Consider the following 25397-nt stretch of genomic DNA (forward strand, 5'->3'; position numbering starts at 1 on the left):
ACGCGCACAGCAGCAGTCCTCGATCCACTCCGGAAGGGCGCGAGGATGTCATGTCCATGACTTATCTGAGTCCGTCCGGCCCCGGCGGTGGGACGCCGCCGACCCCCCATCCCAGGAGGCCACTCATGTCTGTGACACCGACCCGCTCAAGGCGGGTCAGACCGTTAGCTCTGCTGGCGCTCGTGCTGGCCATGGCCACGGCCATGCTCGGCGGTCGGGCCTCCGCCGGCAGCAGCGCCGCAGCCGCCGGCACGCTCCCCTGTGACCTGTACGCCTCCGGCGGCACGCCCTGCGTGGCCGCTCACAGCACGACCCGCGCACTGTACTCCGCGTACAACGGCCGCCTCTACCAGGTCAAACGCGCCTCCGACGGCGCCACCCGGGACATCGGTGTGCTCAGCGCGGGCGGTTACGCCGACACCGCCGCGCAGGACTCGTTCTGCGCGGGAACGAGCTGCCTCATCACCGTCATCCAGGACCAGTCCGGCCGCGGAAACCACCTCACCCAAGCACCGCCCGGAGGGTTCTCGGGCCCGGCCGCGGGCGGGTACGACAACCTGGCGGAAGCATCCGCCGCACCGGTCACCGTGGGCGGCCACAAGGCATACGGCGTCTTCATCGCCCCCGGCACCGGCTACCGCAACAACAACACCAACGGCATCGCGACCGGAGACCAGCCGGAAGGCATGTACGCGATCCTCGACGGCAGTCACTACAACGGCGGCTGCTGCTTCGACTACGGCAACGCCGAGACCAACAGCCGGGACACGGGCAACGGCCACATGGAGACCATCTACTTCGGCAACAGCAAGTCCTGGGGCTACGGCACCGGAAACGGCCCCTGGATCATGGCCGACCTCGAGAACGGCCTGTTCTCCGGGGTCAACCGCGGCTACAACGCGAATGACCCCAGTGTCAGTCACCGGTTCCTCACCGCCGTCGTCAAGGGCGGGCCGAACCAGTGGGCGATCCGGGGCGGCAACGCGCAGTCCGGCGGCCTGTCCACCTACTACAGCGGCCCGCGCCCCAACGTCTCGGGCTACAACCCGATGCACAAGGAAGGGGCCATCATCCTCGGCATCGGCGGCGACAACAGCAACAGTTCCGCCGGAACCTTCTACGAGGGTGTGATGACGTCCGGTTACCCCTCGGACGCCACCGAGAACGCCGTACAGGCCAACATCAACGCGGCCGGCTACGCGACGTCCGCCACGGCGGGCGGCCTGACCGCGGGCTCGCGGGTCTCGCTGCGGGCCACCACTTCCTGCTGCACCACCCAGTACCTCCGGCACAACAGCGCCGACAGCAACGCCTCCATCGCGACGGTCTCCTCCTCCAGCGCGTCCGCCGACAAGGCCGCCGCCACCTGGATCGTGCGCGCGGGCCTGGGTGACGCCTCCTGCGTCTCCTTCGAGTCCGCCGACAAACCGGGCCAGTACCTGCGGCACTACGACTTCCGGCTGCGCATCGCCGGCGACGACGGCAGCGCACTGTTCCGGCCGGACGCCACGTTCTGCCCCCAGGCAAGCCACAACGGCCAGGGCGTCTCCCTCCGGTCCGCCAACTACCCCAGCGACTTCGTACGCCATTACAACCAGGACGCCTACATCGCGAGCCACGGCGGCTCCCACACCTGGGACAACACCGCACTCTGGGCCGACGACACCAGCTGGGCCGTGGCCTCCCCCTGGGCCTGACACCCACCCAGCACCCTCCGCACCACGGCCGTGCCACCCGCCCCGGTGGCACGGCCACCTGGGTCACGTTCGTGCTGCACAACGCAGCTAACGCAGCTAAAATGCCTGCATGACTGCTTTGACGATCCGCGACGTTCCGGACGACACGCTGGCCATACTGAAGGCGCGCGCGGCCCGCACGGGCAAGTCCCTCCAGGCGTACGCGCTTGATCTGCTCGTCGGTGAGGCGGAGAGGCCCACACTGGCCGAAGCCGCCGCCCGTGCCGAAGCACAGGCAGGCGCCGTTCTGAGCCCCTCGGACGTTCTCGGGGCGATCGACGACGCGAGGTCCGGCCGTTGATTGTCACCGACTGCTCCGCGCTGGTGTTCTTCCTCACCGATGCGGGGCCGACCGGGCACCAGGTTCGGGAGCGCGTGGCGAAGGAAGACCGGCTCGCCGCCCCTCACCTGATCGACTACGAGATCATGTCCGCCCTGCTCGGCCTGGCGCGCGGTCGGCGCGGCGGCGAGCCGAAGCTGACCGAAAGGCAATTGAGCAAGGCCTTGGCCACCTACCGTGACCTCGCCATCGACCGACACGAGACGCTGATCCTCTGGGAGCGCGCCAAAGACCTCTCGAACAATCTGTCCGCGTACGACGCGCAGTACGTCGCGCTGGCCGAAACCCTGGGCGTACCGCTACTGACGTGCGATGCCAGGATCGCCCGGAGCGGTGCGGCACGCTGCGAGATCGAGGTGTTCGGAGCGGGCTCCTGAGCGTCCCGGGGTGCCGCTTGCCAGGAGCGGCTCGGCGGGCCGCTTCAGAAGGGCCGGACTGGGTCCGGCGGTGGCGACCAGGGGAAGGAGCGCCACCAGGAATCCGAGAACGATGTACGGGTGGACCAGGCGTTGGCCTGCCTCAACACGGCTGCCGCCCGTGAACCGGTCGTCCCTCAGTGGATTGGACGCCGGGAGGTGCCCCCACGGCCCGGCTGCTGTCGGCGGAGAACGACCCGAAGGTACGCCTCGTGGCGACCCTGGCGCACGCCGCCATCGACTTCCTGAGCGGCCCGCAGCGCGAGCACTTGCGCGCCTGCACCGCACCCCGCTGCGTGCGCTACTTCCTCAAGAGCCACGGACGGCGGGATTGGCGCAAGCCATCGTGCGGAAACCGCGCCCGAGCAGCTCGCCACTACCGGCGTCAGCGCAGCGCGACCGACCGCGGTTCCACGCCGTCCTGACCGCGACCTCGCACGAGTTCGGTCGGCCGGTGCGGGTGATGGCGAGCAAGTAGTAACCCCACGCGCTGAGTCGTCTTCGCCAAGCCGGCTCTCCAAGACCGGACCCATGACTCGGCCTTCCGCGCCCCTGCCCGGCGTTCGTCACCTCCCCCAAGGGACTGGCCGGCAGAGCCGTTGTCGGTAGTGATCGGTACGGTCTGTCCCGTGAGCGCAGAGCGACACGGCGACGGCCCGGTGAGGCAGTACGCGGGAGAGTTCGAGATCCATCTGACGGTCCGCCTGGAAACCGGCGAGGGCGAGGAGGTGCCGCTGCGCGTCTGGGCGGAACGCCACGGTTTCAAGTACACGCACATCGTGCTCGACCGGGGACGCACACCGGACCAGCCCATGCTGACGTGTCACGGACGCGGGAACCTGGCCGGACAGCTGGCGACGGCCCGACAGTGGGTGGAACGACTGCGCGGCGACGGATTCCGGGTCGCCCGGGTGAAGATCGAGGCCGCGCCCTGGAACACCGACGTCCCGAAGACGGACGCCGAGGCCGGCACTCTCCCCGAGGGCCTCTATTTCGAGCATCACGTCAAACTGCTCCTGTCCGGGGAGGCGGAGGTGGCCTCGGTACGGGCGCTGGCCGTGCCGTATGCGGCGCACGTCTCCCGCAACGCCCGCCGGGACCTCGCGGCGGGCCGGCACGAGCGCTTCGTCACGCAGCGTTGCCGTGGCGTCGGCAGGGACGAGGCGGGCCGCCGCCTCCGTGCACTGCTCCGTGCCCTGGACGACGCCGGACACGCGGCCGTGGAGGTGGAGAGGGAGTTCGTCGTCCACGACGACAACCCGGCCGTGGACGACGGCTGGATGGGATCCTTGGAATGACCGGGCACACGCACGCGTCCGTGGCGTCGGCCGCCGCGAAACAGGCGTCAGGGAAGGGAAGATGCGAGGATGTCCGGTTCCTGGAAGAAGTTCGGGTGGCGCAGCGACGCGGTGCCCCGGGATCCGCTGGACGACGAGACCCGGGCCCGCCTCGACCTGCCGTCGACGCTGCGCCCGGTCACGGACAAGGGCGCAGTACAGCGTCCCGTCTTCGACCCGGCGCTCAAGCAGTACTCCAACGCCTACCGGGCCGCGGACCCACGGTTCGCCGCCCCCGACACCGAACGTGCCTGGCATGCGGCTCGGCGAACCGCGACAGACCTGGTCCTCTGCGCGATCGCCGGCTCACCCTGGGCGGACTCGCTCGTGCTGCGGGGCAGTGTCCTGCTCCGGGCCTGGTTCGGCGACGCGGCACGGGAGCCGGGGGACCTGGACTTCGTCGTCGTGCCTCCGTCATGGCGGATCGAGGAGGCGCGGACCGAGGCCATGCTGACGGGCGTGGCCCGTGCTGCCGAGGACGCCGCCCGCCGCCAGGGAGGCGACGTCCGGTTCGTCGCGGCGGAAGCCGCCGCCGACGACATCTGGACGTACGACCGGGTTCCCGGCCGACGTGTCGTTCTGCCCTGGAGGTGTGACGGTCTGCCGGGCGGAGTCGTCCAGATGGACTTCGTCTTCAACGAGCACCTCCCCGTCGCCCCGGAACCAGCCCTTCTCCCGTCCGCCTCTAGCGCCCCGGACACCATGCTGAACGGGGCCACGGCCGAGCTGTCCCTGGCCTGGAAGCTCATGTGGCTGCTGACCGACATGCATCCGCAGGGCAAGGACCTCTACGACGCCGTCCTGCTCGCGGAGCATACGCCCCTGCGGTACGACCTGCTGCGGCGGGTCTTCCTCCTCCAGACCGATCCGTACGACGGCTGCCGCCCGGTGGGACCCGCCGAGATCTCGGCTCTCAGATCGCGCGTGGAATGGAATCACTTCCGCGCCGAGTACCCGGACATCCGGACGGACGCGGCCGGCTTCGTCGACCGCCTGGTCACTGCCCTCGCACCCACCTTCGCAGTGGACGAACCGGTGAGGCTGAAGGACGCCGAGTACGCGCGCCACGCACGATGGCTGGAAACCCTGACCCAGGAGTACCGGGAGCTGCTCCACCGCACGAGCATGCGCACGGTGCAGGACAGGATGCACACGCTCCCGACGGCCGCGGTCACCGTCATTACCCGCGAACTCCATGGCCTGGACGGCCCCGGCACGCGGGACACCGGCACGCGGGACGCCGGGACGGATGACTGCGGCGTCTGAGGAAGGCGCCGCCTACGGTGCCTTCCGCTGCTGCATCTCGGCTCTGGCCTGCAGGAACGCGCTCACCGTGGGGCAAGGTCCTGTGAGGGTGCCTGACCTTCGGTAGACAGGCACTGCTGCCCGGCCGGACCTACGCGCTGGCCTTCCGCGGGTCCGGCAGTTACCTGGCATACGTCCACTTCACCGCCGCCGACGTCGCCTCCCTCCGGCCGGGGTGTTACGCCGTTGGGGGTCCAGGTAGCCCACGTATTACCCGGCCCGTCTGGAGGCCGTCGCCCTGGACGGGCACCATCGAAAAGTCCAGGAGTGGGCGGGCGCTGGCGGGCGGGGTGTCACCGGAGGCCGCCAGTCTGATGGCCGAGCTCTGGTGCGATCAGACGTGGAGCGAAGCCCGGACAGATGGATTCCGTTGTCATCAGTCCTCGTCAGGCACGGCCTCCACTCCATCACGCCCGCGCATACGGAGGAAGATCGGGTTGGTTGCGGCTGTGGTTTGCTCCAGGCTGTCGGCCTCGGCCGTCCTTCCCTCGGCCCGGAGCAAGCGGACCATGTCGTGGGTGACAGCGGCCTCGTTCCACGAGTAGGAGCCCGACAGGTATACGGCGAGGGCTGCTTCGAGATCGGAGTGCGCCTCCACGTACTGGCCAAGTTCCCGGTAGGCGACGCCGCGGAGGTGTCGGGCCATGGATCCGGCGTAGGCGTCTCCTGCTCGTTCAACCACGTTGATGGCGTGGGTGAGCGGTTCGAGGGCGGCTTCTGGCTGACGGGCCTTGATGCGGAGCCAGCCGATGTCTCGCTGTGTGTGCGCTTGCCACATCTCGTCGCCGATCTCCTCGAAGAGGCGCAACGCGGCCCCGGCCGTGGCCGCGGCCTCGTCGAGGTATCCCATGCCGGCCAGGACGCGAATCCTGGCGTTGGTGACGCGCCCCATCCAGTGCCGCTCGCCCATCGGCCCGAAGATCTCCTCGGCCCGGTCGTAACGCTCACGAGCCTCCTGCCGACGGCCGAGTAGGCGATAGATCTTGCCGAGGGCGTAGAGGCTGGCGCCCTCCCACCTACGGTCATTGAGCGCCCGGAAGTCGCGGATGGCGGACTCCAGGAGGGGAGCTGCCTCCTCCGGACGGCGCAGGTAGCCGAGAGTCTCGGCCAGCGTCCGCCGCAGACGGGCCTGGGCCCTGCGGTCACCGGTGCCTTCGGCCAGCCGGAGGGCCTCCCGCTGGCTCTGCTCCGCCAGTTCAGGACTTCCTCGCCACCGCTGGAACTCACCGAGCTTCTCCAATGAGTTGAGGACATGCCATGAGTCGTCGCCAGCACGCAGCCGGTCTGCTGCCGTGGCCATGTGGTCCAGGGCTTTTCTGAAGTCCCTCTTCGCCGCGTACGCGCGGGCGACGATCATCTCGTCCCGGGCACACCCGACCGGGTCGGCGCTGACGTCCGGTTCGTTGCGGACAAGCAGCATGAGCGCGGTGTCCGGCGCACCTTCGGACACGGCGGCCGAAGCGCGGGCGCGCCGTAGGCTCGCGAGTACGCGAGACCGGGTCTCGGAAGGCGACGCATCGAACAGCCAGTCCGCAGAGCCGGTAGGAAGGTCGATATCGTCGAGGAAATAGGACAGCGCTTCACCGATATCGGCCGCTTCGGCGTTCATGTCGAGGCTCCTGGCGCGGCCGATGGCCCAGCGAAGCCGCTCCTGCTCGGCCGAAACCCAACTGGCAGCTGATGCCTGTCCCAGATCGCCGTCGCTCTCAGCGGACACCTCCGCACCGAGTTCCGGCGCACGCTGCGCGGCAAGACTGACCGCCGCGTCACGATACGCCTTGACCAGGCGGGCCTCGTATTGGCGCTGCTCTGCCGGCGGCAACTGCTCGTACTGCTCGGCTGTGAAGACACGGACCAGATCGTGGACGCGATAGCTGGGACCCGCCCCCTCACCGCCCTGTGATTCCATCAGACTGACCTCGATCAGCTCGTCGCACGTCGCAAACGCTGTCATGCGGGCGGGAACAACGTGCTCGAAATGCCAGTCGGTAACCCTCCCGACCGGGAGCGAGGTGATCAGCCCGAACGCCGCCCGAGTGGATTCTCTGAGGTCCCGATGGGTGAGCATCAAACACGCGTGCAGACTTTCGTCCTCGAATTCAAGCAACCTGAGGCGGAACTTCTCGTCCTCCAGGAGTTCCCTCATGCGGCTCAGGCTCAGGTCGGGGCGCTGCCTGAGTTTCGAGCCGACGATGCGTAGGGCCAGCGGGAGCCTGTCACAGAAACGGGTGATCTCCAAAGCGACCGCGGGGGCACTGGCGATGCGCTCGCGGCCGGCGTAGTGGGCGAGTACGTCCAACGCCTCGCTCTCGTCCGGCAGTGCGACCGGCACTGGCTTACGTCGGGTGACACCAGCGGAGAGCGCTTTTCGGCTGGTGATCAGGACCGAGCATCCCGCGCCCGTCGGCAGGAGAGGTCGCAGCTGTTCCGTGCTGTGGGCGTTGTCCAGCAAGATCAGCAACCTCTGGTCGTTGGTGAGGCTGCGGAGGAGAGAGGACCGGCCATCGACGTCGGCCGGAAGATCGTCGCGGGCCATACCCAGGCGCTCCAGGAGCTGCTCCAGCGCCTCACCACTCGTCTTGGGGGCGTCGCCGTCGCCCCGGAGGTTGATGTAGAGCTGCCCGTCGGGATACGCGTGCTTCACTCGGTGTGCCGCGGTGAGGGCGAGAGCGGTCTTGCCGATGCCCGCTGCTCCGTGCACGACGACAATCTTCGACTGGCTTTCCGAGACGTTTACCGGTAGAGCACCACGGGACGGGGTGGGAACATCCTTGAGTAAGGTCAGAAGCACGCCCAAGAGAGCCTCGCGCCCCACCAGGGGCTCCACATCTGGCAGTCGATACCGAAGGCGCCGCTCCGCCGCCCCTGCCGGCTCCTCTCGTCGCTCACTGACCGCCTGATAGGCCAGGATTCCGCCAGTCGCCGCAGCGATACCAAGGGATGCCGCTACGGCGGTCGTTCCGTCGAGCACGTCCGAAATGACGCCGCTGGCCGTACCCAGAACAGTGACGCCGAAAGTCGTACTGGCCAGGAGAACCGTGTTGCGACGTGAACGGATCTGTTCCGCCATGGACATACCCCCGAATTTGGCGTGGCCCGGTGACGCCCTGACGGCGGTCATGGATCAGCAGAGTGAGGCACGAGCCGCAACCAGGGTCCCATGTCGGGGTGCTGCCCGTACACGCCTTCTTGGGTACCGAGCCGCTCACGTAACCCCGGTCGATCCTCGAGCCGTTCTACGGGTGCAAGACATGCCGCAGCGCGACCAGGGGGGTCGCCCGTGCTGAGGAACACTTGCGGAAACAGGCCATGCGGGTACGCCGCGAAGGGGCGGTACGGCAGCCGGGTGCGCGCACCGTGACCCCGGCCTGTCCCGTCACGCCCCCGCCTCCACCAGGAACCGGCTCGGCTCGCCGGACCAGGAGACGTACAGGCTGTCGCGCGGCCTCGTGCAGGCGACGAACAGCAGGCAGCGCTCGGACATCATGTCGGTCTCGTGCTGCTGGGGATCGACCTCGGGTGGCGTGATCGCCTTCGGGAAGGGGAGTGCGCCGTCGCCCGCGCCGATCACGGCGACGCAGCGGAACTCCAGGCCCTTGAACGAGTGCATGGTCCCGACCCGCACGGCCTCCGACTCGCCCGTGGCGTCGGCGGTCCGCAGCGATGCGGCGGGGATGCCGGCGGCCTTGAGGTGGGCCACCGTCCTGGCGCAGGTCTTGTTGAACCTGGCGCTGACACCTATCTCCGCGGCGCTGACACCCGCCTCCATCCATGCCCGCACCTGAGCGACCAAAGCGTCCAGCTCCGCTTCCTCCGTCTCCGCGGCGTACGTGGTCGGGCCGTCGCCGTGCAGCGCGGAGCGGTACCCCAGCAGGGTCTCGTTCCGGTTCTCGTCCTCCAGACGGGTGATGGGCCGGGAGAAAAATGACCGTTCAGCCCACTCAGCCGACTGTGCCGGAGTCGGCCTGGTTCAAGAGCAGCTACAGCAGCGGCGGGGGCGGGGAGTGCGTTGAAGTTGCCGCAGCCACCGGAGCTGTCCTCGTTCGGGACTCAAAGCGGCCCACAGCGGCCAAGGTTGCTTTCGGAGCCGAAGCGTGGGTCGGCTTCGTGCGGATGGCCGCCGCGCACTGAGCTGACGGACGTACGACGGTTGGGGCCCGGGTGCGCACCCGGGCCCCAACGGTGTCACAGGTCGTCCAGCCCCTCCTCCTGGCCGATCATCCGCCAGGAGGAGGGGCGGGCGCTGCGGTCGAGGTTGGACGTGAGAGCTCGACGAACTCTTCGCTCACACACGGCCCTGCTGCGCGACCATCCGTCCGACGGCACGGGTCGAGGCCGCGTGCCAACGATGAGGAGGATGACTGCCGAGAATCACCGCAGGTCACCGCACTGTTCGGCGACTCCTGCTGGTGTTGGGCCTGGAGTGGCGGCCGTTAACATCTCCATATGTCGGTAACTGTCGCGCAGGGCCTCCTGCACGGCGCCCGGCGGCGTGGGATGTGTCTTTGCGAAGGGGCGGCGTACCGGCCCCCGGGGCTCACAGCTCGACATGTCCGGATAACTCATCGAAAGAGCTGGAGAACCGTTGTCCGATCTGCTGGCCAAGGACTGGCGCACCGCCGGAGCCGCCGCTGGTGAGAGCATCTCCCTGTCCGACGAACAAGCGAAGGCGCTGCTGGGGGAACTGGGGCCCGAGGAAGACGTCCGGGCCATCTACCACAATGGCTGGGGCTGTGCCGTGCTCACGAGGAACGGTCTCATTCTCCTGCGGAACCTGCTGACGCCCAGAGCGACCCGCGTCCCGGCGCCCCTGCGGATCCTCCGCTGCACCTACGGCATGTTCGGCTCCGTCGATGTCCTCGTCCACGGGCATCCGCACAAGCTGTGGGGGTCAAAACTCGACCCGAAGGGCGAGTGCCTCGTGGCCATGGGCGAAATCCTGCCCCTCGGCTCCCCCTTGCGCCCCGGCGGCGGAATACGGTTCGTCACCTGGATGAGCCGACACCCTGTTCTCGTGTCCGCGGCTGTGATCGGAGTCGTCTTCGCCGTCCTGGGCCCGGGTTCCAACGAGAAGGAGAAGGAGGTCGTGGTCCAGAAGCCCGAGCCCGCTCTGGCCGTACCCGACTTCAAAGGGACCTCTCTCGCCATAGCGGCCGCGTCGGCCGACCTGCATCCGTGGCAGATGGTGTCGGCAGCCGACGCCTCCTCCGATCGCCGGCCGGTGAAGACCACCACGACCGGCTGGCAGGTCTGCTTCCAGAGCCCGTCCCACGACGAGGTGGTCCGTCCGTCAGCCGGGACGCTGACCCTGTACGCGGTCCCGGAGCAGGAGGAGTGCCCGACTCGGCTGCACGGCCCCCGCCGGGTCGTCATGCCGGACCTCATCGGCGATCGCGCCGACGATGCTTCCCTCGCTCTCGGCGACCTCGGCCTGGAGCCCACGATCTACTTCCACGCCTATACCGGCAAGCGTATGTACGACGGGCTGCAGGAGCTGGCCGACTGGCGGGTGTGCAGGCAGCAGCCGGAACCCGGTACCGAGGTCACGACCGGGGCACAGATCGACCTGTGGCTGATCGGCCCCGGCGACCCCTGCGTCAAACCCAGCCCCAAGGCGAAGCCCAAGCCGAAGCCCGAACCAAAACCGAAGCGGAAGCCGCAGCCGCACCCCCAGCCTTCCTACGGCACCAGCTCGGGCGGCGGTTCCACCAGTGGCGGGTCGTCCACCCGCTCGGGTGGTTCCACCAGTGGTGGGTCGTCCACCGGCTCGGGCGGTGGCACCGGTGGCGGAAGTCAGGCCGGTATCCAGTTCGGGCAGTACTGCTCTCCCGTCGGTGCCATCGCGACGACCACCGACGGGCGGCCTGCGAAGTGCTTCATGGGCAAGGACGGCAATGCCCGGTGGGGGTACAACTCAGGGTGACCGGGTAACGACTCCCGGCCCCAGACGGGAACCAGGGCCGGGCCCGAAGGTGGTGATGCCGTGTCAGCGAAGTGGCACCCGAACCGTGATCGGCGAGCTTTCGCGGTTGGCGCGGTCCACCGACGTGACCGTGTACTTGGCGCCCTCCGGGGCTGCCGGGACGGTCCACTCGGTGTGGCGGGCACCCGGGAGCACCGCCACGAGGCCGTCGCCGTCGGCGGTGTGCTGCCGCAGTGCGTACAGCGCGGGGGCGTGGTTGCCGCGGGAGCGTACCTCGATCCGGAGCCCGCCGTCGGCCGTCCGGGCCGCCGACGCGAGCGGGGGCAGTGGCGCGGGCCCGCGGGCAAGTCTCGGCAGGACCGGTGGCAGCGCGGGCCGCTGCCAGTGGTCGGCGGTCAGCCGAGTGATCGCGCCGATCGGGTCGGCGGTCACATCCGTGGCGCTGAACAGGATCTCGCCGCTGATCTCCGGCAGTCCCCTGTCCATGGTCAGGTGCCGGGAGAGTTCGGCCGGGTCCTGCCAGGCGGCCGGCTGGGCGGGGTCGCCGACCTTGTACACGGCCTCGCCGATCCACAGTTGCACGTCGCTGCCGCGGACCGCCTGCGCCCACCACGGGGCGAGGACGGCGTAGTCGGCCACCGCCAAGCCGATGTTCCAGTACAGCTGCGGGGCGATGTAGTCCACCCAGCCCTTGCGCACCCAGCCCAGGCTGTCGGCGTTGAGCGCGTCGTAGGACTGGGTGCCGTTGGTGGCCGAGCCCCGTGGGTCGCTCGAGTTGTTGCGCCAGATGCCGAAGGGGCTGATGCCGAACGCCGCCTCGGGACGGACCTCGCGCACCCGGTCGCGCACCTCCCGCACCAGCAGGTCCACGTTGTGCCGGCGCCAGGCGGCCCGGTCGGTGAAGTCCGCGCCGTACGCGGCGAAGGCGTCGTCGTCCGGGAAGTTCAGGCCGCCCACCGGGTAGGGGTAGAAGTAGTCGTCGAAGTGGACGCCGTCGATCTCGTAGCGCTCCACCGCGTCCATGATGGCGTTCTCGACGAAGGCGCGGGCGGCCGGGATGCCAGGGTTGTAGTACAGCTGGCCGCCGTAGGAGACGATCCATTCCGGGTGCAGCCGCGCCGGGTGGCCGGGCACGAGCTTGGTGACGTCGGACTGCAGCGAGACGCGGTACGGGTTGAACCACGCGTGCAGGGCCAGCCCTCGGTCGTGCGCTGCCTGGACCATGAAGCCCAGCGGGTCGTAGCCGGGGTCCTGGCCCTGAGCGCCGGTCAGGTACTGGGACCACGGCTCGTAGCGTGACGGCCAGAAGGCGTCGGCCGCCGGACGGATCTGCGCGAAGATCGCGTTGAGCCCGATCGATACGGCGTGGTCGAGCAGCGCGATGAACTCCGCCTGCTGTGCGGCGGGGCTCAGTCCGGTCCGCGAGGGCCAGTCGATGTTGGCGACGGTGGCGATCCACTCGCCACGCAGCTCGCGGTCGCGGTACGCGGTCGGGGTTCTGTCGGCGGCGGCCGCCGCGGCAGCGGGGACGGGCAACCCTGTGGCGGCCAGCCCGGCCATCAGTCCGGCGGCACGCAGCAGCACGCGGCGCGTGGGGCGACGTGCGGCCGAGTCGTGGTTCGCGGTGTCGGTCACGCGGACTCCTTGAAGAGAGACGGGAGCGTCTTGATCGGCTCACCGTTCCCAGCGCGGCCGTGCCTGGTCAACGAGCGGAGTGAAAGTTGTTACCAAATCGCTGGTGTTCGATGTAAGAAACTTCCATCGACGCCGAGTTGAACCGCTCCTGACGGGCCTCGACCAGAGCCCGTCAGTCGCCGCTAGCGCCGTTGTCGTGCCCGAACGACCGCCATGGTGGGGCGAGTCGCGCGGGCGTACACCCCCGCCGCCGTGAGGAACACCCCCATCACCGCGGCGGAAGCGGCGACCGTTACCCAGCGCGGGTCGTCGGCCGGGTCCGAGGCGGAGTGCCAAGTCCAGGCCGCCACGGTCACCGCCGCGACCAGGCCGCAGACGAGGACGGTGGCGACGACGTTCCGGGGGTGTGACGGGCCGGTCGGGGACGGGACGTGGCCCAAGTGGCTCCAGTGGTGGACCATTTCGCGGGCCTCGTGTCTGCGCCGGGCGGCTGCGTGCAGGCGCAGGGCGGTGGCGGCCGCGGTGCCGGCCGCCACCGCGGCGACCGGCGTCCACCATGCCTCGGCGATGAGTAGCAGCACGGCGAGGGCGCCCGCGCCGGCCCAGCCGGTCACGCAGGCCGCGGCGGCGATGCGGCGGGACTCCGGCCGGTCCGCGCCGGCCCGCAGGTCGGCGAGGGCCGGCACGTACCAGACGGAGCCCGCGGTGGTGAGCGCCGCGGCTCCCAGGGCGGCGACGGCGTGCGGCACGGCCTACCTCGCCGCCTCTCCCACCGCGGCCCGCCCCGCGGTCCCATCGACACCCGCAACCCCCGTGACCCCCGTGACCCCCGAGATCTCCGGATGGTGCAGGTCGAACGCCGGGGACTCGGTCCGGATGCGGGGCAGGGAGGCGAAGTTGTGCCGGGGCGGTGGGCAGGAGGTGGCCCATTCCAGGGAGCGGCCGTAGCCCCACGGGTCGTCGACGCCGACCGGCTTGCCGTACTTGGCCGTCTTCCAGACGTTGTAGAAGAACGGCAGGATCGACAGGCCGAGCAGGAACGACCCGATCGTGGAAAGGGTGTTGAGCGTGGTGAAGCCGTCGGCCGCCAGGTAGTCGGCGTACCGGCGCGGCATGCCCTCGACGCCCAGCCAGTGCTGGATCAGGAACGTGAGGTGGAAGCCCACCGTGAGCGTCCAGAACGTGATCTTGCCGAGCCGTTCGTCGAGCATCTTGCCCGTGAACTTCGGCCACCAGAAGTGGAATCCGGCGAACATCGCGTACACGACCGTGCCGAAGATCGTGTAGTGGAAGTGCGCCACCACGAAGTACGAGTCGGACAGATGGAAGTCCAGCGGCGGGGAGGCCAGGATCACTCCGGTCAGACCGCCGAAGAGGAATGTGACCAGGAAGCCCACCGTCCACAGCATCGGTGTCTCGAAGCTCAGGGAACCGTTCCACATCGTGCCGATCCAGTTGAAGAACTTCACACCGGTCGGGACCGCGATCAGGAAGGTCATGAACGAGAAGAACGGCAGCAGCACACCACCGGTGACGTACATGTGGTGCGCCCACACGGTCAGCGACAGGCCCGCGATCGAGATGGTCGCGCCGATCAGGCCCATGTAGCCGAACATCGGCTTGCGGGCGAAGACCGGGATGACCTCGCTGACGATGCCGAAGAACGGCAACGCCAGGATGTACACCTCGGGATGGCCGAAGAACCAGAACAGGTGCTGCCACAGCAGTGCCCCGCCGTTGGCCGAGTCGAAGACGTGGCTGCCGAACTTGCGGTCCATCTCCAGCGCGAACAGCGCCGCCGCGAGCACCGGGAAGACCATCAGGACGAGGAGCGCGGTCAGCAGCACGTTCCAGGTGAAGATCGGCATGCGGAACATGGTCATGCCCGGCGCGCGCATGCAGATGATCGTGGTGATGAAGTTGACCGAGCCGAGGATGCTGCCGAACCCGGACAGTGCCACGCCCATGATCCACATGTCGGAGCCGATACCCGGTGAGTGGACCGCGTCCGACAACGGCGCGTAAAGGAACCAGCCGAAGTCGGCCGCGCCCTGCGGGGTGAGGAAGCCGGCCGCGGCGATGAGGGAGCCGAACAGGAACAGCCAGTAGGCGAGCATGTTCAGCCGCGGGAAGGCGACGTCCGGGGCGCCGATCTGCAGCGGCATGATCCAGTTCGCGAAGCCGGTGAAGAGCGGCATCGCGAACATCAGCAGCATGATCGAGCCGTGCATCGTGAACGCCTGGTTGAACTGCTCGTTCGACATGATCTGCAGTCCGGGCCGGGCGAGTTCGGCCCGCATCGCCAGCGCCATCACGCCACCGAGCACGAAGAACGCGAAGGCGGTGACGAGGTACAGCGTCCCGATCTTCTTGTGGTCGGTGGTGGTCAGCCACTCCACCCACGAGGGCCGGCTGAGGCCGCGCCTCGGGACCGCGCTTGCGGGCGCCGGCGTCTCGTCCCTGTCCTCCGGCCGCACTGCCGCCGCCTGTTGTATGCGCACCTCGTCCACCGGACGGTGCCTCCCGATCTGCTCTCTGCATCGCTGGAACGACGACCCCGGAGGTACTCCGGTCGAGAAATCGAACCCGGACCTCCCGGCCGCCGCCCCATGATCGCCGCAGCGGTACGGGGTCCGGATAGGGCCGAACAGTCCCTCCGCGTCCCTCAGCGCAGGGCCCAACAGCCCTGCGCTGAGCTCCACGGTGGTGGCAACTTGCAGGTCAGCGTGAAGGCGCGCGCGATGGTGCGTGTGGGCTCGGGCCGGGCCCGGCCGTCACAACCATCCGTTGCGCTGGGCCTGCAGGGCCAGCTGGAATCGGTTCGCGGCGCCCAGCCGGGCCATCATGACCTGCAGCCGGCGGAACAATGTGCGGCGGCTGATTCCCAGTTCGCGGGCGATGACGTCGTCGCTCGCGCCGCCGGCCAGGAGCCACAGCAGACGGCGGTCGACGGGGGGCAGACCGCCTGGGAGGGCCGTGCCGCCGTGGAAGGGCAGAGCGTGCTGCCACGACTGCTCGAACAGCGCGATGAGGGCGGAGAGCAGACCGCACGGCTGTACGACCAGCATCCTGTTGTGTACGTCGGCCTCCTTGATCGACAGTGACACCAAGGCGTACGCGTCGTCGATGATCAGGAGTTTGACGGGGACGGACGGCAGAACTCTGGCCTGCTCACCGGCGTTGACGCACGGTTCGATGATTTGTTCGAGGTGGCCCGGGCGTTCCAGCGACTCGCGGGAGTACACGACGCGTTGCGTGACACCGCGGGCCAGCGTGGCCAGTGCGTCGTCGGTGGCACTGGCCACAGGGAAGTAGGGGGGTGACTCGAACTGCCGGATCTGGTGGCGGGCGCCGGCCCAGGCCTGGCGCATCCTCGGGCCGATCGCGTCGCCGGTGACGATCTCGACGACGGGGTCGGCGTGGGCTGTGAGCCGTCGGCGCCGGAACGAGTCGAAGGCGCCCGCGACCGCGATGCGGGATTTCTCGAGCTCGGCCGCACGGTGCCGGGCGAGGACCTCGAGAGCTGCCGCCGGTGCCACCGGCATCACCACGTCCTCGTCCCTGTCGACGGCACCGGCCAGGCCTGCGTCCACGAGCTCGGCGTACGCCGTGGCCAGGCCGGGGCCGTCCAGTCCGGCCGCGGCGGCGATCTCGCTCCGCGGCGCGGGGGCCAGCTCCAGCAGGGTGAGGTACGCCTGGGCCGCCGCCCGACCGACGCCCAGGAGCCGTAGTGCCTCGCCGAGGTTCGCGTTCGTCATGAGTCGCATTATCGACGGCCGCGGCCGGCCGGGCATGGCCGATCTGTGCCAGTGGCACCAGTGGGCGCCGCACGTGGGCGGCGGGGGATAACCTCGCCGAGCCGTCGGCACGTGGCGGCGCTCGACTCCCAGGAAGGCGGACGCAGTGGCGAAAGGCCGTAAGAACGGTTTGTACTCAGAGATCTCCGAGGAACTGTCCGCGTTGATGCGGACGGGGTGGGCGGACACCGAGAGGCGCGAGCTGACGCTCGAGGAACAGGCCCCGTACGCGGCCGCGCGCCGGGCCGCGCTCTCCGCGCGCTTCCCGGGTGAACGGCTCGTGATCCCCTCGGGGAACCTCAAGGTCCGTTCGAACGACGACACCTACCCGTTCCGGCCGTACTCGGGCTATGTGCACATGACCGGCGACCAGGCCCGGGACGGTGCCCTTGTCCTCGAACCCCGTGCGGACGGTGGCCATGACGCCTACTGCTACCAACTCCCGCGGGACAGCAGGGACAACAACGAGTTCTGGACCGGTGCCACAGCGGAACTGTGGATGGGCCGGCGCCGCTCTCTCGCCGAGGCGGAGCGCGTGCTCGGCCTGCCGTGCCGGGACGTCCGCACGGCGGCCGACGATCTGGCAGCCGACTCCGGCACACCGACCCGCATCGTCCGCGGCGTCGACCCGTCCCTGGAGGCCGCCGTCGCCACCGAGGCGGAGCGCGACGCGGTGCTGGAAGAGGCCCTCAGCGATCTGCGCCTCGTGAAGGACGAGTGGGAGATCAAGGAGATCCGCTCGGCCGTCGACTCCACGGTGCGCGGGTTCACGGACGTCGTCGGTGAGCTGTCGCGGGCGATCGCGTCGTCCGAGCGGTGGATCGAGGGCACCTTCTTCCGCCGCGCCCGCCTCGAGGGCAACGCCGTGGGCTATGGCACGATCTGCGCCGCGGGCGAGCACGCCACGATCATGCACTGGACCGACAACGACGGACCGGTGCGCCCCGGGGAGCTGCTCCTGCTCGACGCGGGCGTGGAGTCGCGCACCTTGTACACCGCCGACGTCACACGCACTCTGCCGATCAGCGGCACCTTCACCCCCGTCCAGCGCAGGGTCTACGACGCGGTGTACGAGGCCCAGGAGGCGGGCATGGCGGCCGTCAAGCCGGGCGCCGCGTACCGGGACTTTCATGAGGCGGCCCAGCGTTCCCTGGCGGCGCGGCTGGTCGAGTGGGGTTTCATCGAGGGGCCTGCCGACCGCGCGTACGAGCTGGGTCTCCAGCGCCGTTTCACGATGGCCGGTACCGGTCACATGCTCGGCCTGGACGTCCACGACTGCGCGCAGGCCCGGACCGAGGAGTACGTCGGCGGCGTACTGGAGCCGGGCATGGTGCTCACTGTCGAGCCCGGCCTGTACTTCCAGCCGGACGATCTGACCGTGCCGCAGGAGTGGCGCGGCATCGGCGTACGCATCGAGGACGACTTGCTCGTCACCGCCGATGGTCACGAGAATCTGTCGGGCGGCCTGCCGCGGTCGGCGGACGAGGTCGAGGCGTGGATGGCCCGGTTCGCGGGCTGAGCACATCGAGAACCGTCCCGAGGGCAGGGCTCGCCGTCCGGCGAGCCCTGCCCTCGCGTGAACCGTGAACTCGCAACCTCAAGAGGTGAACGGTGTGGGTTCGAGAGAAGCGCCGAGAGGTGCGACGGAGTTCGGCCAAACTTCAAGTGACATCACGTCAAATTCCGTTGCTCGCAGTCGAGATGATCCCCTCCCCGCTGGGCCGTCCGCGCCGGGCGTCGAGACCCAACCGTTGTACTGTTCCTTCCCTGCTCCGCCCCCGCCCTCCTGTCGCAGGTCAGGCGGTGCGTGCCGGCCGAATCGGGCCGAAGGTGCCGTCTCCGTCGCCGCCGACCGCCGATTCGTCCTTGCCGGATCCCTTGACGACGCCTCGCCCGGAGGTTTAACTCACGTCCTAAATTAAGCCATGAGGCGCCTTCGGAAGTCGAACCGAGCGAACCGGACCCGATCGCACGAGAACGAGCGACGGGACACGGAAGCGAGAGCGGTGTCGGCGTCCGGAGGACTCCTCGCGGTTCTCGACTCCCGGAAAGGGACACCCGGAGCCATGCGCAGCATCCGAGCCGCGGCCGTAGGCGCCGTCACCATGTCTCTCGCCCTTGCCGCCTCGGCCTGCGGAGGCGGTTCGTCGACGGGTGGCGGGTCCAACGACTCGCCGAAGACGCTCACCTACTGGGCCTCCAACCAGGGCGCCAGCATCGAGATCGACAAGAAGGTCCTCCAGCCCGAACTCGACAAGTTCCAGAAGCAGACGGGCATCAAGGTGAAGCTGGAGGTCGTGCCCTGGTCCGACCTGCTGAACCGGATCCTCGCCGCGACCACCTCCGGCCAGGGCCCCGACGTCCTCAACATCGGCAACACCTGGAGCGCCTCCCTCCAGGCCACCGGGGGGCTGCTGCCCTGGGACGCCAAGAACTTCGACAAGATCGGCGGCAAGGACCGCTTCGTCGACTCCGCGCTCGGCTCCACCGGCGCCGAGGGCAAGGACCCGTCCTCCGTACCGCTGTACTCGATGGCGTACGCGCTCTACTACAACAAGCAGATCTTCGCCGACGCGGGCATCTCCAAGCCCCCGGCCACCTGGGACGAACTCGTCGCCGACGGCAAGAAGATCCGGGCCAAGGGCAAGCAGGTCCTCGGCGCCGAGGGCGCGAACGTCTCGGAGAACATCCACCACGTCTTCGTCTTCGCCAAGCAGCACGGTGCCGACTTCTTCACCGCCGACGGCAAGCCCGACTTCACGAGTGACGGCACGGTCGCCGCGGTCAAGCAGTACGTCGACCTGATGGCCAAGGACAAGGCCATCCCGCAGGGCAACGCCGAGTACGCGCAGAACCAGTCGGTCAGCGACTTCGCCAAGGGCAAGACGGCGATGCTGCTGTGGCAGTCCGCCTCCTCCAACCTCAAGTCCCAGGGCATGAGCGCGGACGCCTACGGCATCGCCCCGGTCCCCGTGCGGTCCGGCACCCCCGGCACCGACGCCCAGGTCAACTCGATGGTCGCCGGCATCAACCTCGCCGTCTTCAGGAACACCCACAACCTCGACGGCGCCACGAAGTTCGTGAAGTTCATGACCAGCGACGAGGAGCAGAAGATCCTCAACACGGCCTACACCTCCATCCCGCCGGTCAAGGCCGCCCAGGAGGACCCCGCCTTCAACACCCCGGACAACGCCGTCCTGAAGGAGACCCTCGCCACGAGCGCCGCCGCGCTGCCGCAGGTCGCCGACGAGTCCCAGTTCGAGACGACCGTCGGCACGGCCGTCAAGGAGCTGTTCGCCGACGCGGCCGCCGGACGCACGATCACCACGGAGTCGGTGAAGGCCAAGCTGCTGAAGGCCCAGCAGCAGATGCCGGCGAAGTGAGCGCGGACACCCACATGACGACCACCGCTCCCGCGCACACCGGCGGGACGACGGCGCCCGTGAAGTCACCCGGGGCGGCGCGCGGACCGCGCCGCCCCGGGTGGCTCGGACGTGTCTCGCTGCCGTACCTGCTGCTCCTGCCCGCTCTGCTGCTCGAACTCCTGGTCCACATCGTGCCGATGGTGATCGGCATCGTGATGAGCTTCAAGGAGCTCACCCAGTTCTACATCCGCGACTGGGGCACGGCTCCCTGGTCCGGCCTCGACAACTACCGCATGTCGGTGGACTTCAACGCCCCCGTCGGCGAGGCGCTGCTGCACTCCTTCCTCGTCACCATCGCGTTCACCCTGCTGTCGGTCGGCCTGTGCTGGCTCATCGGCACCGCGGCCGCGATCTGCATGCAGGACACCTTCCGCGGACGCGGCCTGCTGCGCGCCGTGTTCCTGGTGCCGTACGCGCTGCCGGTCTACGCTGCCGTCATCACCTGGGTGTTCATGTTCCAGCACGACAACGGCCTCGTGAACCACGTGCTGCACGACCAGCTGCACCTCACCGACAAGCCCTCGTTCTGGCTCATCGGCGACAACAGCTTCGTCGCGCTGCTGACGGTGTCGGTGTGGAAGGGCTGGCCGTTCGCCTTCCTCATCGTCATGGCCGGACTCCAGAACATCCCGCGCGAACTGTACGAGGCCGCCGCGCTGGACGGCGCCGGTGTCTGGCAGCAGATCCGCCGCATCACCCTGCCGTCCCTGCGGCCCGTCAACCAGGTGCTGGTCCTGGTGCTGTTCCTGTGGACGTTCAACGACTTCAACACGCCGTACGTGCTGTTCGGCAAGGCCGCCCCCGAGGCCGCGGACCTCATCTCGGTCCACATCTACCAGGCCTCGTTCGTCACCTGGAACTTCGGCACCGGCTCCGCCATGTCCGTCCTGCTGCTTCTCTTCCTGCTGGTCGTCACCGGCGGCTACCTCGCGCTCACCTCACGCGGACGGAGGTCCGCCGATGTCTGACACCACCCTCAAGTCCGCGACCACTACGGTCCACCGGTCCCCGATGGCGCCGCCGCGCACCTTCATGTGGACCCGGCGGATCTTCCTCACCCTGCTGACCGGGTTCGTCCTGGTGCCCGTCTACGTGATGGTCTCCAGCTCGCTGAAGCCGCTCGCGGACGTCACCGGCAAGTTCCGGTGGCTGCCGAGCGGCCTGACCTTCCGCCCCTACATCGACATCTGGTCGACGGTCCCGCTCGCCAGGTACTTCGTCAACTCGCTGATCGTGGCTGGCGCCGCGACGGTCTGCTCCGTGGTGATCGCGGTCTTCTCGGCGTACGCCGTCAGCCGCTACAGCTTCCACGGCAAGCGCGTCTTCACGGTCACCGTCCTGTCGACGCAGATGTTCCCGGGCATCCTCTTCCTCCTCCCGCTGTTCCTGCTCTACGTCAACATCGGCAACGCCACCGGCATCGCCCTGTTCGGCTCGCGCGGCGGCCTCATCCTGACGTACCTCACCTTCTCGCTGCCGTTCTCGATCTGGATGCTCATCGGGTACTTCGACTCGGTGCCGCGTGACCTGGACGAGGCGGCGCTGGTGGACGGCTGCGGGCCGCTCGGCGCGCTGTTCCGGGTCGTCGTGCCGGCCGCGATCCCCGGCATCGTCGCCGTCGCCGTGTACGCCTTCATGACCGCCTGGGGCGAGGTGCTCTTCGCGTCCGTCATGACCAACGACACCACCCGCACGCTCGCGGTGGGCCTCCAGGGCTACTCCACGCAGTACGACGTGTACTGGAACCAGATCATGGCCGCCTCGCTCGTCGTCAGCGTGCCCGTGGTCGCCGGGTTCCTGCTGCTCCAGCGCTACCTCGTCGCCGGGCTCACCGCGGGAGCGGTGAAGTGACCGCCAACCTCCCCAGTCTCGAAAGGACTTCCGTGTCCCACGCCATCGACCTCGCCGCACTCCCGCAGGACTTCCGGTGGGGCACGGCCACATCCGCGTACCAGATCGAGGGGGCCGTCGCCGAGGACGGCCGCTCGCCGTCCATCTGGGACACCTTCTCCCACACCCCCGGCAAGATCGACAACGACGACCACGGCGACACCGCCTGCGACCACTACCACCGCTGGCGAGAAGACGTCGCGCTGATGGGCCGACTGGGCGTGAACTCCTACCGGTTGTCGATCGCCTGGCCGCGCGTGATGCCGGACGGCGACGGTCCGGTGAACCCCAAGGGCCTCGACTTCTACGACGAGTTGATCGACGGGCTGCTGGCAGCGGGCATCACCCCCTCCGTCACCCTCTACCACTGGGACCTGCCGCAGGCCCTCCAGGACCGCGGCGGCTGGCCCGAGCGCGAGACCGCCGAGCACTTCGCCGCCTACGCCTCCGTCGTCGCCGAGCGCCTCGGCGACCGGGTGTCCCACTGGACCACCCTCAACGAGCCCCTGTGCTCGGCCTGGATCGGCCACCTCGAGGGCAAGATGGCCCCCGGCCTGACCGATCTGACCGCCGCGGTCCGCGCCTCCTACCACCTTCTTCTCGGCCACGGCCTGGCCGCCCAGGCGATCCGCGCCGTGACGTCCGGCGCCGAGGTGGGCATCGTCAACAACCTCTCCACCGTCTTCCCCGCGAGCGACAGCCCCGAGGACCAGGCCGCCGCCCGCCGCCACGACGGCCACGTCAACCGCTGGTGGCTCGACCCCGTCCACGGCCGCGGATTCCCCGCCGACATGCGCGAGGTCTACGGCGTCGACCTCCCCGAACGCCCCGGCGACCTCGACATCATCGCCGCCCCGCTGGACTGGCTCGGCCTCAACTACTACTTCCCGGCGACGGTGGCCGACGACCCCGACGGGCCGGTGCCCCACGCCCGTTCCGTACGCCGCCCGGACGTGCCCCGCACCGGCATGGACTGGGAGATCGACGCGTCCGGCATCGAGACGCTGCTGCTGCGCCTCACCCAGGAGTACGGCGCGCGCAAGCTCTACGTCACAGAGAACGGCTCCGCCTTCCCGGACACCGTGGGCCCCGACGGCACGGTCGACGACCCCGAGCGCCGGGACTACCTGGTGGGACACCTGGCCGCCTGCGCCTCCGCCGCCCGCAAGGGCGCCCCGCTGGCCGGTTACTTCGCCTGGTCGCTGCTGGACAACTTCGAGTGGGCGTACGGCTACGCCAAGCGCTTCGGCCTCGTCCACGTCGACTACGCCACCCAGGCCCGCACCATCAAGACCAGCGGCCACAGCTACGCGGAGATCGTGCGCGCACACGGGGAGCTGGGACACGGGACCGCCTGACCTCAGCGCGGCCGACTGACGGGCGCGGCCCCTCGCGAGGAGGTGATCCTCCGCGAGGGGCGCGGCCCGCGTAACGGGGCCGGACGGGGGCGAGTGCGGCGGACGGGCTTGGTGCCCCACGACTCGTCCTGGCCGATGGTGTCGAGGGCGCGGGAGATTCGCTCCGCCGTCGATCGGCCGCCGAGGTCGTGCTTCCGGCAGCGGCGGGCACGGTAACGGGCCCGGATCACATCCCCCGTGATCCGGGCCCGTCGGCGTCGTGCGGTTCGCTACGCGGCCCGCGCCGGCTCCAGTACCTCCTCGACCGTGGCGGCCCGCAGCACCCCGCCGGCCTCGGCGGCCGTCCGCAGCCGCGACGTCCGCCACAGCCACAGCACGTCCCGGCCGAACGACCACACCAGCAGGCCCAGCGCCAGCAGCACCACGCCGGCGGTGGCCGGCAGGGGCAGCAGGTCCGATCCGGCGAGCAGCAGGAAGACGCCCTGGAGCGCGGCGACCGTCTTGCGGGCGGTGCTCGGCGGCAGGGGCGCGTTCAGCCAGGGCAGCACGCGGGCGGCGGCGACGAAGACGTAGCGCATACCGCCGATCAGCAGCACCCACGGGCCGAGCATCGTCGAGACGTACACGCTGAGCACCAGGATCAGGAACGCGTCCACCTCCATGTCGAAGCGGGCGCCGAGCGCCGTGGAGGTGCCCGTGCGGCGGGCCACTTTGCCGTCGACGCCGTCCAGGATCAGGGCCACCGCTGTCAGCGCGACCAGCAGCGACACCGGCGGCGCGCTCTCGAAGGAGTCCGCGACCAGGGCCGTCACCCCACCGACGAGAACGGCCCGGCCCAGGGTCACCCGGTTGGCCGGTCCGAAGGAGCGCGGCCGTGACCGGTGCAGGGCCCGGGAGAGCACCGCCCAGGTGGCGACCGCGAAGACCAGGCCGGTCACCCAGCCCGCGGGACCCATGCCGATCGCCGGGCCGAGCAGGGCCAGCAACAGGATCTGAGCGCCCGCTCCCACTACGGTCTCCTGCTGGACCAGCCGTGCGTCGTAAGTGTTGTTCAGGGCCACCGAACACCCTCCGGCGAGTGACAGAGTCGATCAACGCCGCGTACGTTGTCCGCGGCCTGTGCACACCTCGGTACGTGAACAACTTCCCGATCGTTCAGGAGGATTCTTGATGAACCGCTCCGCGCGTTCCTTCTGGCTGACCTCGCCCGGCCGCGGCGAGATACGCCCGACGGACCTTCCGGAGCCCGCTCCGGGCGAGGTGGTCGTCCGCGCGCTGTACTCCGGGATCAGCCGCGGCACGGAGACGCTCGTGTTCCGCGGCCAGGTGCCCGAGAGCCAGTACGACGCCATGCGGGCGCCGTTCCAGGAGGGCGACTTCCCGGGTCCGGTGAAGTACGGCTACCTCAGCGTGGGCGTCGTGGAGGAGGGCCCGCCGGAGCTGGCCGGGCGTACCGTCTTCTGCCTCCACCCGCACCAGAGCCGCTACGTCGTCCCGGCGAGCGCGGTCACCTGCGTGCCGGAGAACGTGCCGGCCGGGCGGGCGGTGCTCGCGGGCACGATCGAGACCGCCGTGAACGCGCTGTGGGACGCCGCGCCCCTGGTGGGCGACCGCATCGCCGTCGTCGGCGGCGGCATGGTCGGCTGCTCGGTGGCCGCCCTGCTGGCCCGGTTCCCCGGCGTGCGCGTGCAACTGGTGGACGCGGACCCGGCCCGCGCCGAGGTCGCCGAGGCCCTCGGCGTGGGCTTCGCGTCGCCCGGGGACGCGCTCGGCGACTGCGACCTCGTGGTGCACGCCAGCGCCACCGAGCAGGGCCTCGCCCGCGCGCTGGAACTGCTCACCCCCGAGGGCACCGTCCTCGAACTGAGCTGGTACGGAGACCGGCGCGTCGCCCTCCCGCTCGGCGAGGCCTTCCACTCCCGTCGGCTCGTCATCCGCAGCAGCCAGGTCGGCACCGTCTCCCCGGCCCGCCGCTCCAGCCGCACGTACGCCGACCGGCTGGCCCTCGCGCTCGACCTGCTCGCCGACCCGGCGCTCGACGCCCTCGTCACCGGGGAGAGCGCGTTCGAGGAACTGCCTCAGGTGATGCCGAGGCTCGCCTCCGGGGAGATCCCGGCGCTGTGCCACCGGGTCAGGTACGGCGACCGATCATGACGGATCGTCCGGTCGGGGACGGCAAGAGCGCCTGACCTTGAGAAAAGAGTGAGAAGTCACTGAACAACGGGAAGCGGTCAG

At 69.5% G+C, this 25397-nt stretch carries 18 protein-coding genes and 3 pseudogenes; 14 read left to right on the forward strand and 7 right to left on the reverse strand.

The features are described from left to right. Positions 1-125: 125 nt before the first annotated feature. The 6 genes and pseudogenes from CG719_RS27960 to CG719_RS27990 all read left to right on the forward strand — a co-directional run bounded on the left by CG719_RS27960 (position 126) and on the right by CG719_RS27990 (position 5095). Entirely contained in the window at positions 126-1697 is a 1572-nt protein-coding gene (locus CG719_RS27960; protein WP_100571487.1) for an alpha-L-arabinofuranosidase B, read from the forward strand. A gap of 109 nt (positions 1698-1806) precedes the next feature. Then, positions 1807-2037 (forward strand): FitA-like ribbon-helix-helix domain-containing protein, encoded by a 231-nt coding sequence (locus CG719_RS27965; protein ID WP_100571488.1) that lies wholly within the window; start codon positions 1807-1809, stop codon positions 2035-2037. Next, on the forward strand, positions 2034-2453 hold the full coding sequence (locus CG719_RS27970; protein WP_100571489.1) for a type II toxin-antitoxin system VapC family toxin: 420 nt from the start codon (positions 2034-2036) through the stop codon (positions 2451-2453). The genes CG719_RS27965 and CG719_RS27970 overlap by 4 nt, the downstream gene beginning before the upstream one ends. A 123-nt stretch (positions 2454-2576) precedes the next feature. Continuing rightward, a pseudogene (locus CG719_RS27980) lies at positions 2577-2917 on the forward strand (CGNR zinc finger domain-containing protein); the annotation flags it as partial. A gap of 204 nt (positions 2918-3121) precedes the next feature. Beyond that, complete coding sequence (locus CG719_RS27985; RefSeq protein WP_234375793.1) at positions 3122-3790, forward strand: hypothetical protein; 669 nt, start codon at positions 3122-3124, stop codon at positions 3788-3790. Positions 3791-3859: 69 nt separating this feature from the next. Further along, positions 3860-5095, forward strand: a complete 1236-nt coding sequence (locus tag CG719_RS27990; RefSeq protein ID WP_199836807.1) for a nucleotidyl transferase AbiEii/AbiGii toxin family protein — start codon at positions 3860-3862, stop codon at positions 5093-5095. Positions 5096-5510: 415 nt separating this feature from the next. Here the strand turns inward: CG719_RS27990 and CG719_RS27995 are convergent, their stop codons facing one another. Both CG719_RS27995 and CG719_RS28000 read right to left on the reverse strand, forming a co-directional pair. Then, positions 5511-8204 (reverse strand): tetratricopeptide repeat protein, encoded by a 2694-nt coding sequence (locus CG719_RS27995; protein WP_159024969.1) that lies wholly within the window; start codon positions 8202-8204, stop codon positions 5511-5513. 306 nt (positions 8205-8510) lie between these two features. Further along, positions 8511-9053: pseudogene (locus CG719_RS28000) on the reverse strand (3'-5' exonuclease); the annotation flags it as partial. 5 nt (positions 9054-9058) lie between these two features. Here CG719_RS28000 and CG719_RS28005 point away from each other — a divergent pair. Then, positions 9059-9265 carry a DUF397 domain-containing protein gene (locus tag CG719_RS28005; protein WP_100571493.1) on the forward strand — a complete coding sequence of 69 codons (207 nt, stop codon included), beginning with the start codon at positions 9059-9061 and terminating at the stop codon, positions 9263-9265. A gap of 454 nt (positions 9266-9719) precedes the next feature. Beyond that, positions 9720-11057 (forward strand): PASTA domain-containing protein, encoded by a 1338-nt coding sequence (locus CG719_RS28010; protein ID WP_100571494.1) that lies wholly within the window; start codon positions 9720-9722, stop codon positions 11055-11057. Positions 11058-11438: 381 nt separating this feature from the next. Here the strand turns inward: CG719_RS28010 and CG719_RS28015 are convergent. The 4 genes and pseudogenes from CG719_RS28015 to CG719_RS28030 all read right to left on the reverse strand — a co-directional run. Further along, a pseudogene (locus CG719_RS28015) lies at positions 11439-12617 on the reverse strand (glycoside hydrolase family 10 protein); the annotation flags it as partial. 257 nt (positions 12618-12874) lie between these two features. Further along, positions 12875-13441 (reverse strand): hypothetical protein, encoded by a 567-nt coding sequence (locus CG719_RS28020; RefSeq protein WP_100571495.1) that lies wholly within the window; start codon positions 13439-13441, stop codon positions 12875-12877. 3 nt (positions 13442-13444) lie between these two features. Next, positions 13445-15202, reverse strand: coding sequence for an aa3-type cytochrome oxidase subunit I (ctaD, locus tag CG719_RS28025; protein ID WP_442802751.1), 1758 nt, complete (start codon positions 15200-15202; stop codon positions 13445-13447). 264 nt (positions 15203-15466) lie between these two features. Then, complete coding sequence (locus tag CG719_RS28030) at positions 15467-16450, reverse strand: helix-turn-helix transcriptional regulator (protein ID WP_100571496.1); 984 nt, start codon at positions 16448-16450, stop codon at positions 15467-15469. 145 nt (positions 16451-16595) lie between these two features. On the opposite strand from CG719_RS28030, the gene CG719_RS28035 reads away from it, so the two are divergent. The 5 genes from CG719_RS28035 (at position 16596) to CG719_RS28055 (ending at position 23162) form a co-directional block, all read left to right on the forward strand. Continuing rightward, positions 16596-18008 (forward strand): aminopeptidase P family protein, encoded by a 1413-nt coding sequence (locus tag CG719_RS28035; RefSeq protein WP_100571497.1) that lies wholly within the window; start codon positions 16596-16598, stop codon positions 18006-18008. A 547-nt stretch (positions 18009-18555) separates the two neighbouring features. After that, positions 18556-19872 carry an ABC transporter substrate-binding protein gene (locus CG719_RS28040; RefSeq protein WP_100571498.1) on the forward strand — a complete coding sequence of 439 codons (1317 nt, stop codon included), beginning with the start codon at positions 18556-18558 and terminating at the stop codon, positions 19870-19872. A gap of 14 nt (positions 19873-19886) precedes the next feature. Beyond that, positions 19887-20882 carry a carbohydrate ABC transporter permease gene (locus tag CG719_RS28045; RefSeq protein ID WP_100571610.1) on the forward strand — a complete coding sequence of 332 codons (996 nt, stop codon included), beginning with the start codon at positions 19887-19889 and terminating at the stop codon, positions 20880-20882. Continuing rightward, on the forward strand, positions 20875-21765 hold the full coding sequence (locus CG719_RS28050) for a carbohydrate ABC transporter permease (protein WP_100571499.1): 891 nt from the start codon (positions 20875-20877) through the stop codon (positions 21763-21765). The genes CG719_RS28045 and CG719_RS28050 overlap by 8 nt, the downstream gene beginning before the upstream one ends. A gap of 32 nt (positions 21766-21797) precedes the next feature. Next, complete coding sequence (locus tag CG719_RS28055; RefSeq protein ID WP_100571500.1) at positions 21798-23162, forward strand: GH1 family beta-glucosidase; 1365 nt, start codon at positions 21798-21800, stop codon at positions 23160-23162. Positions 23163-23431: 269 nt separating this feature from the next. On the opposite strand, the gene CG719_RS28060 is transcribed toward CG719_RS28055, so the two are convergent. Beyond that, the gene (locus CG719_RS28060) at positions 23432-24223 is read right to left on the reverse strand and encodes a CDP-alcohol phosphatidyltransferase family protein (RefSeq protein WP_100571501.1); all 792 of its coding nucleotides are present in this window, start codon (positions 24221-24223) and stop codon (positions 23432-23434) included. A gap of 109 nt (positions 24224-24332) precedes the next feature. Here CG719_RS28060 and CG719_RS28065 point away from each other — a divergent pair, with 109 nt between their 5' ends. Beyond that, positions 24333-25316, forward strand: coding sequence for a zinc-dependent alcohol dehydrogenase (locus CG719_RS28065; RefSeq protein ID WP_100571502.1), 984 nt, complete (start codon positions 24333-24335; stop codon positions 25314-25316). The last annotated feature ends 81 nt before the right edge of the window (positions 25317-25397 follow it).

This window comes from Streptomyces sp. CB01373, from assembly GCF_002803075.1.
Lineage (GTDB): Bacteria > Actinomycetota > Actinomycetes > Streptomycetales > Streptomycetaceae > Streptomyces.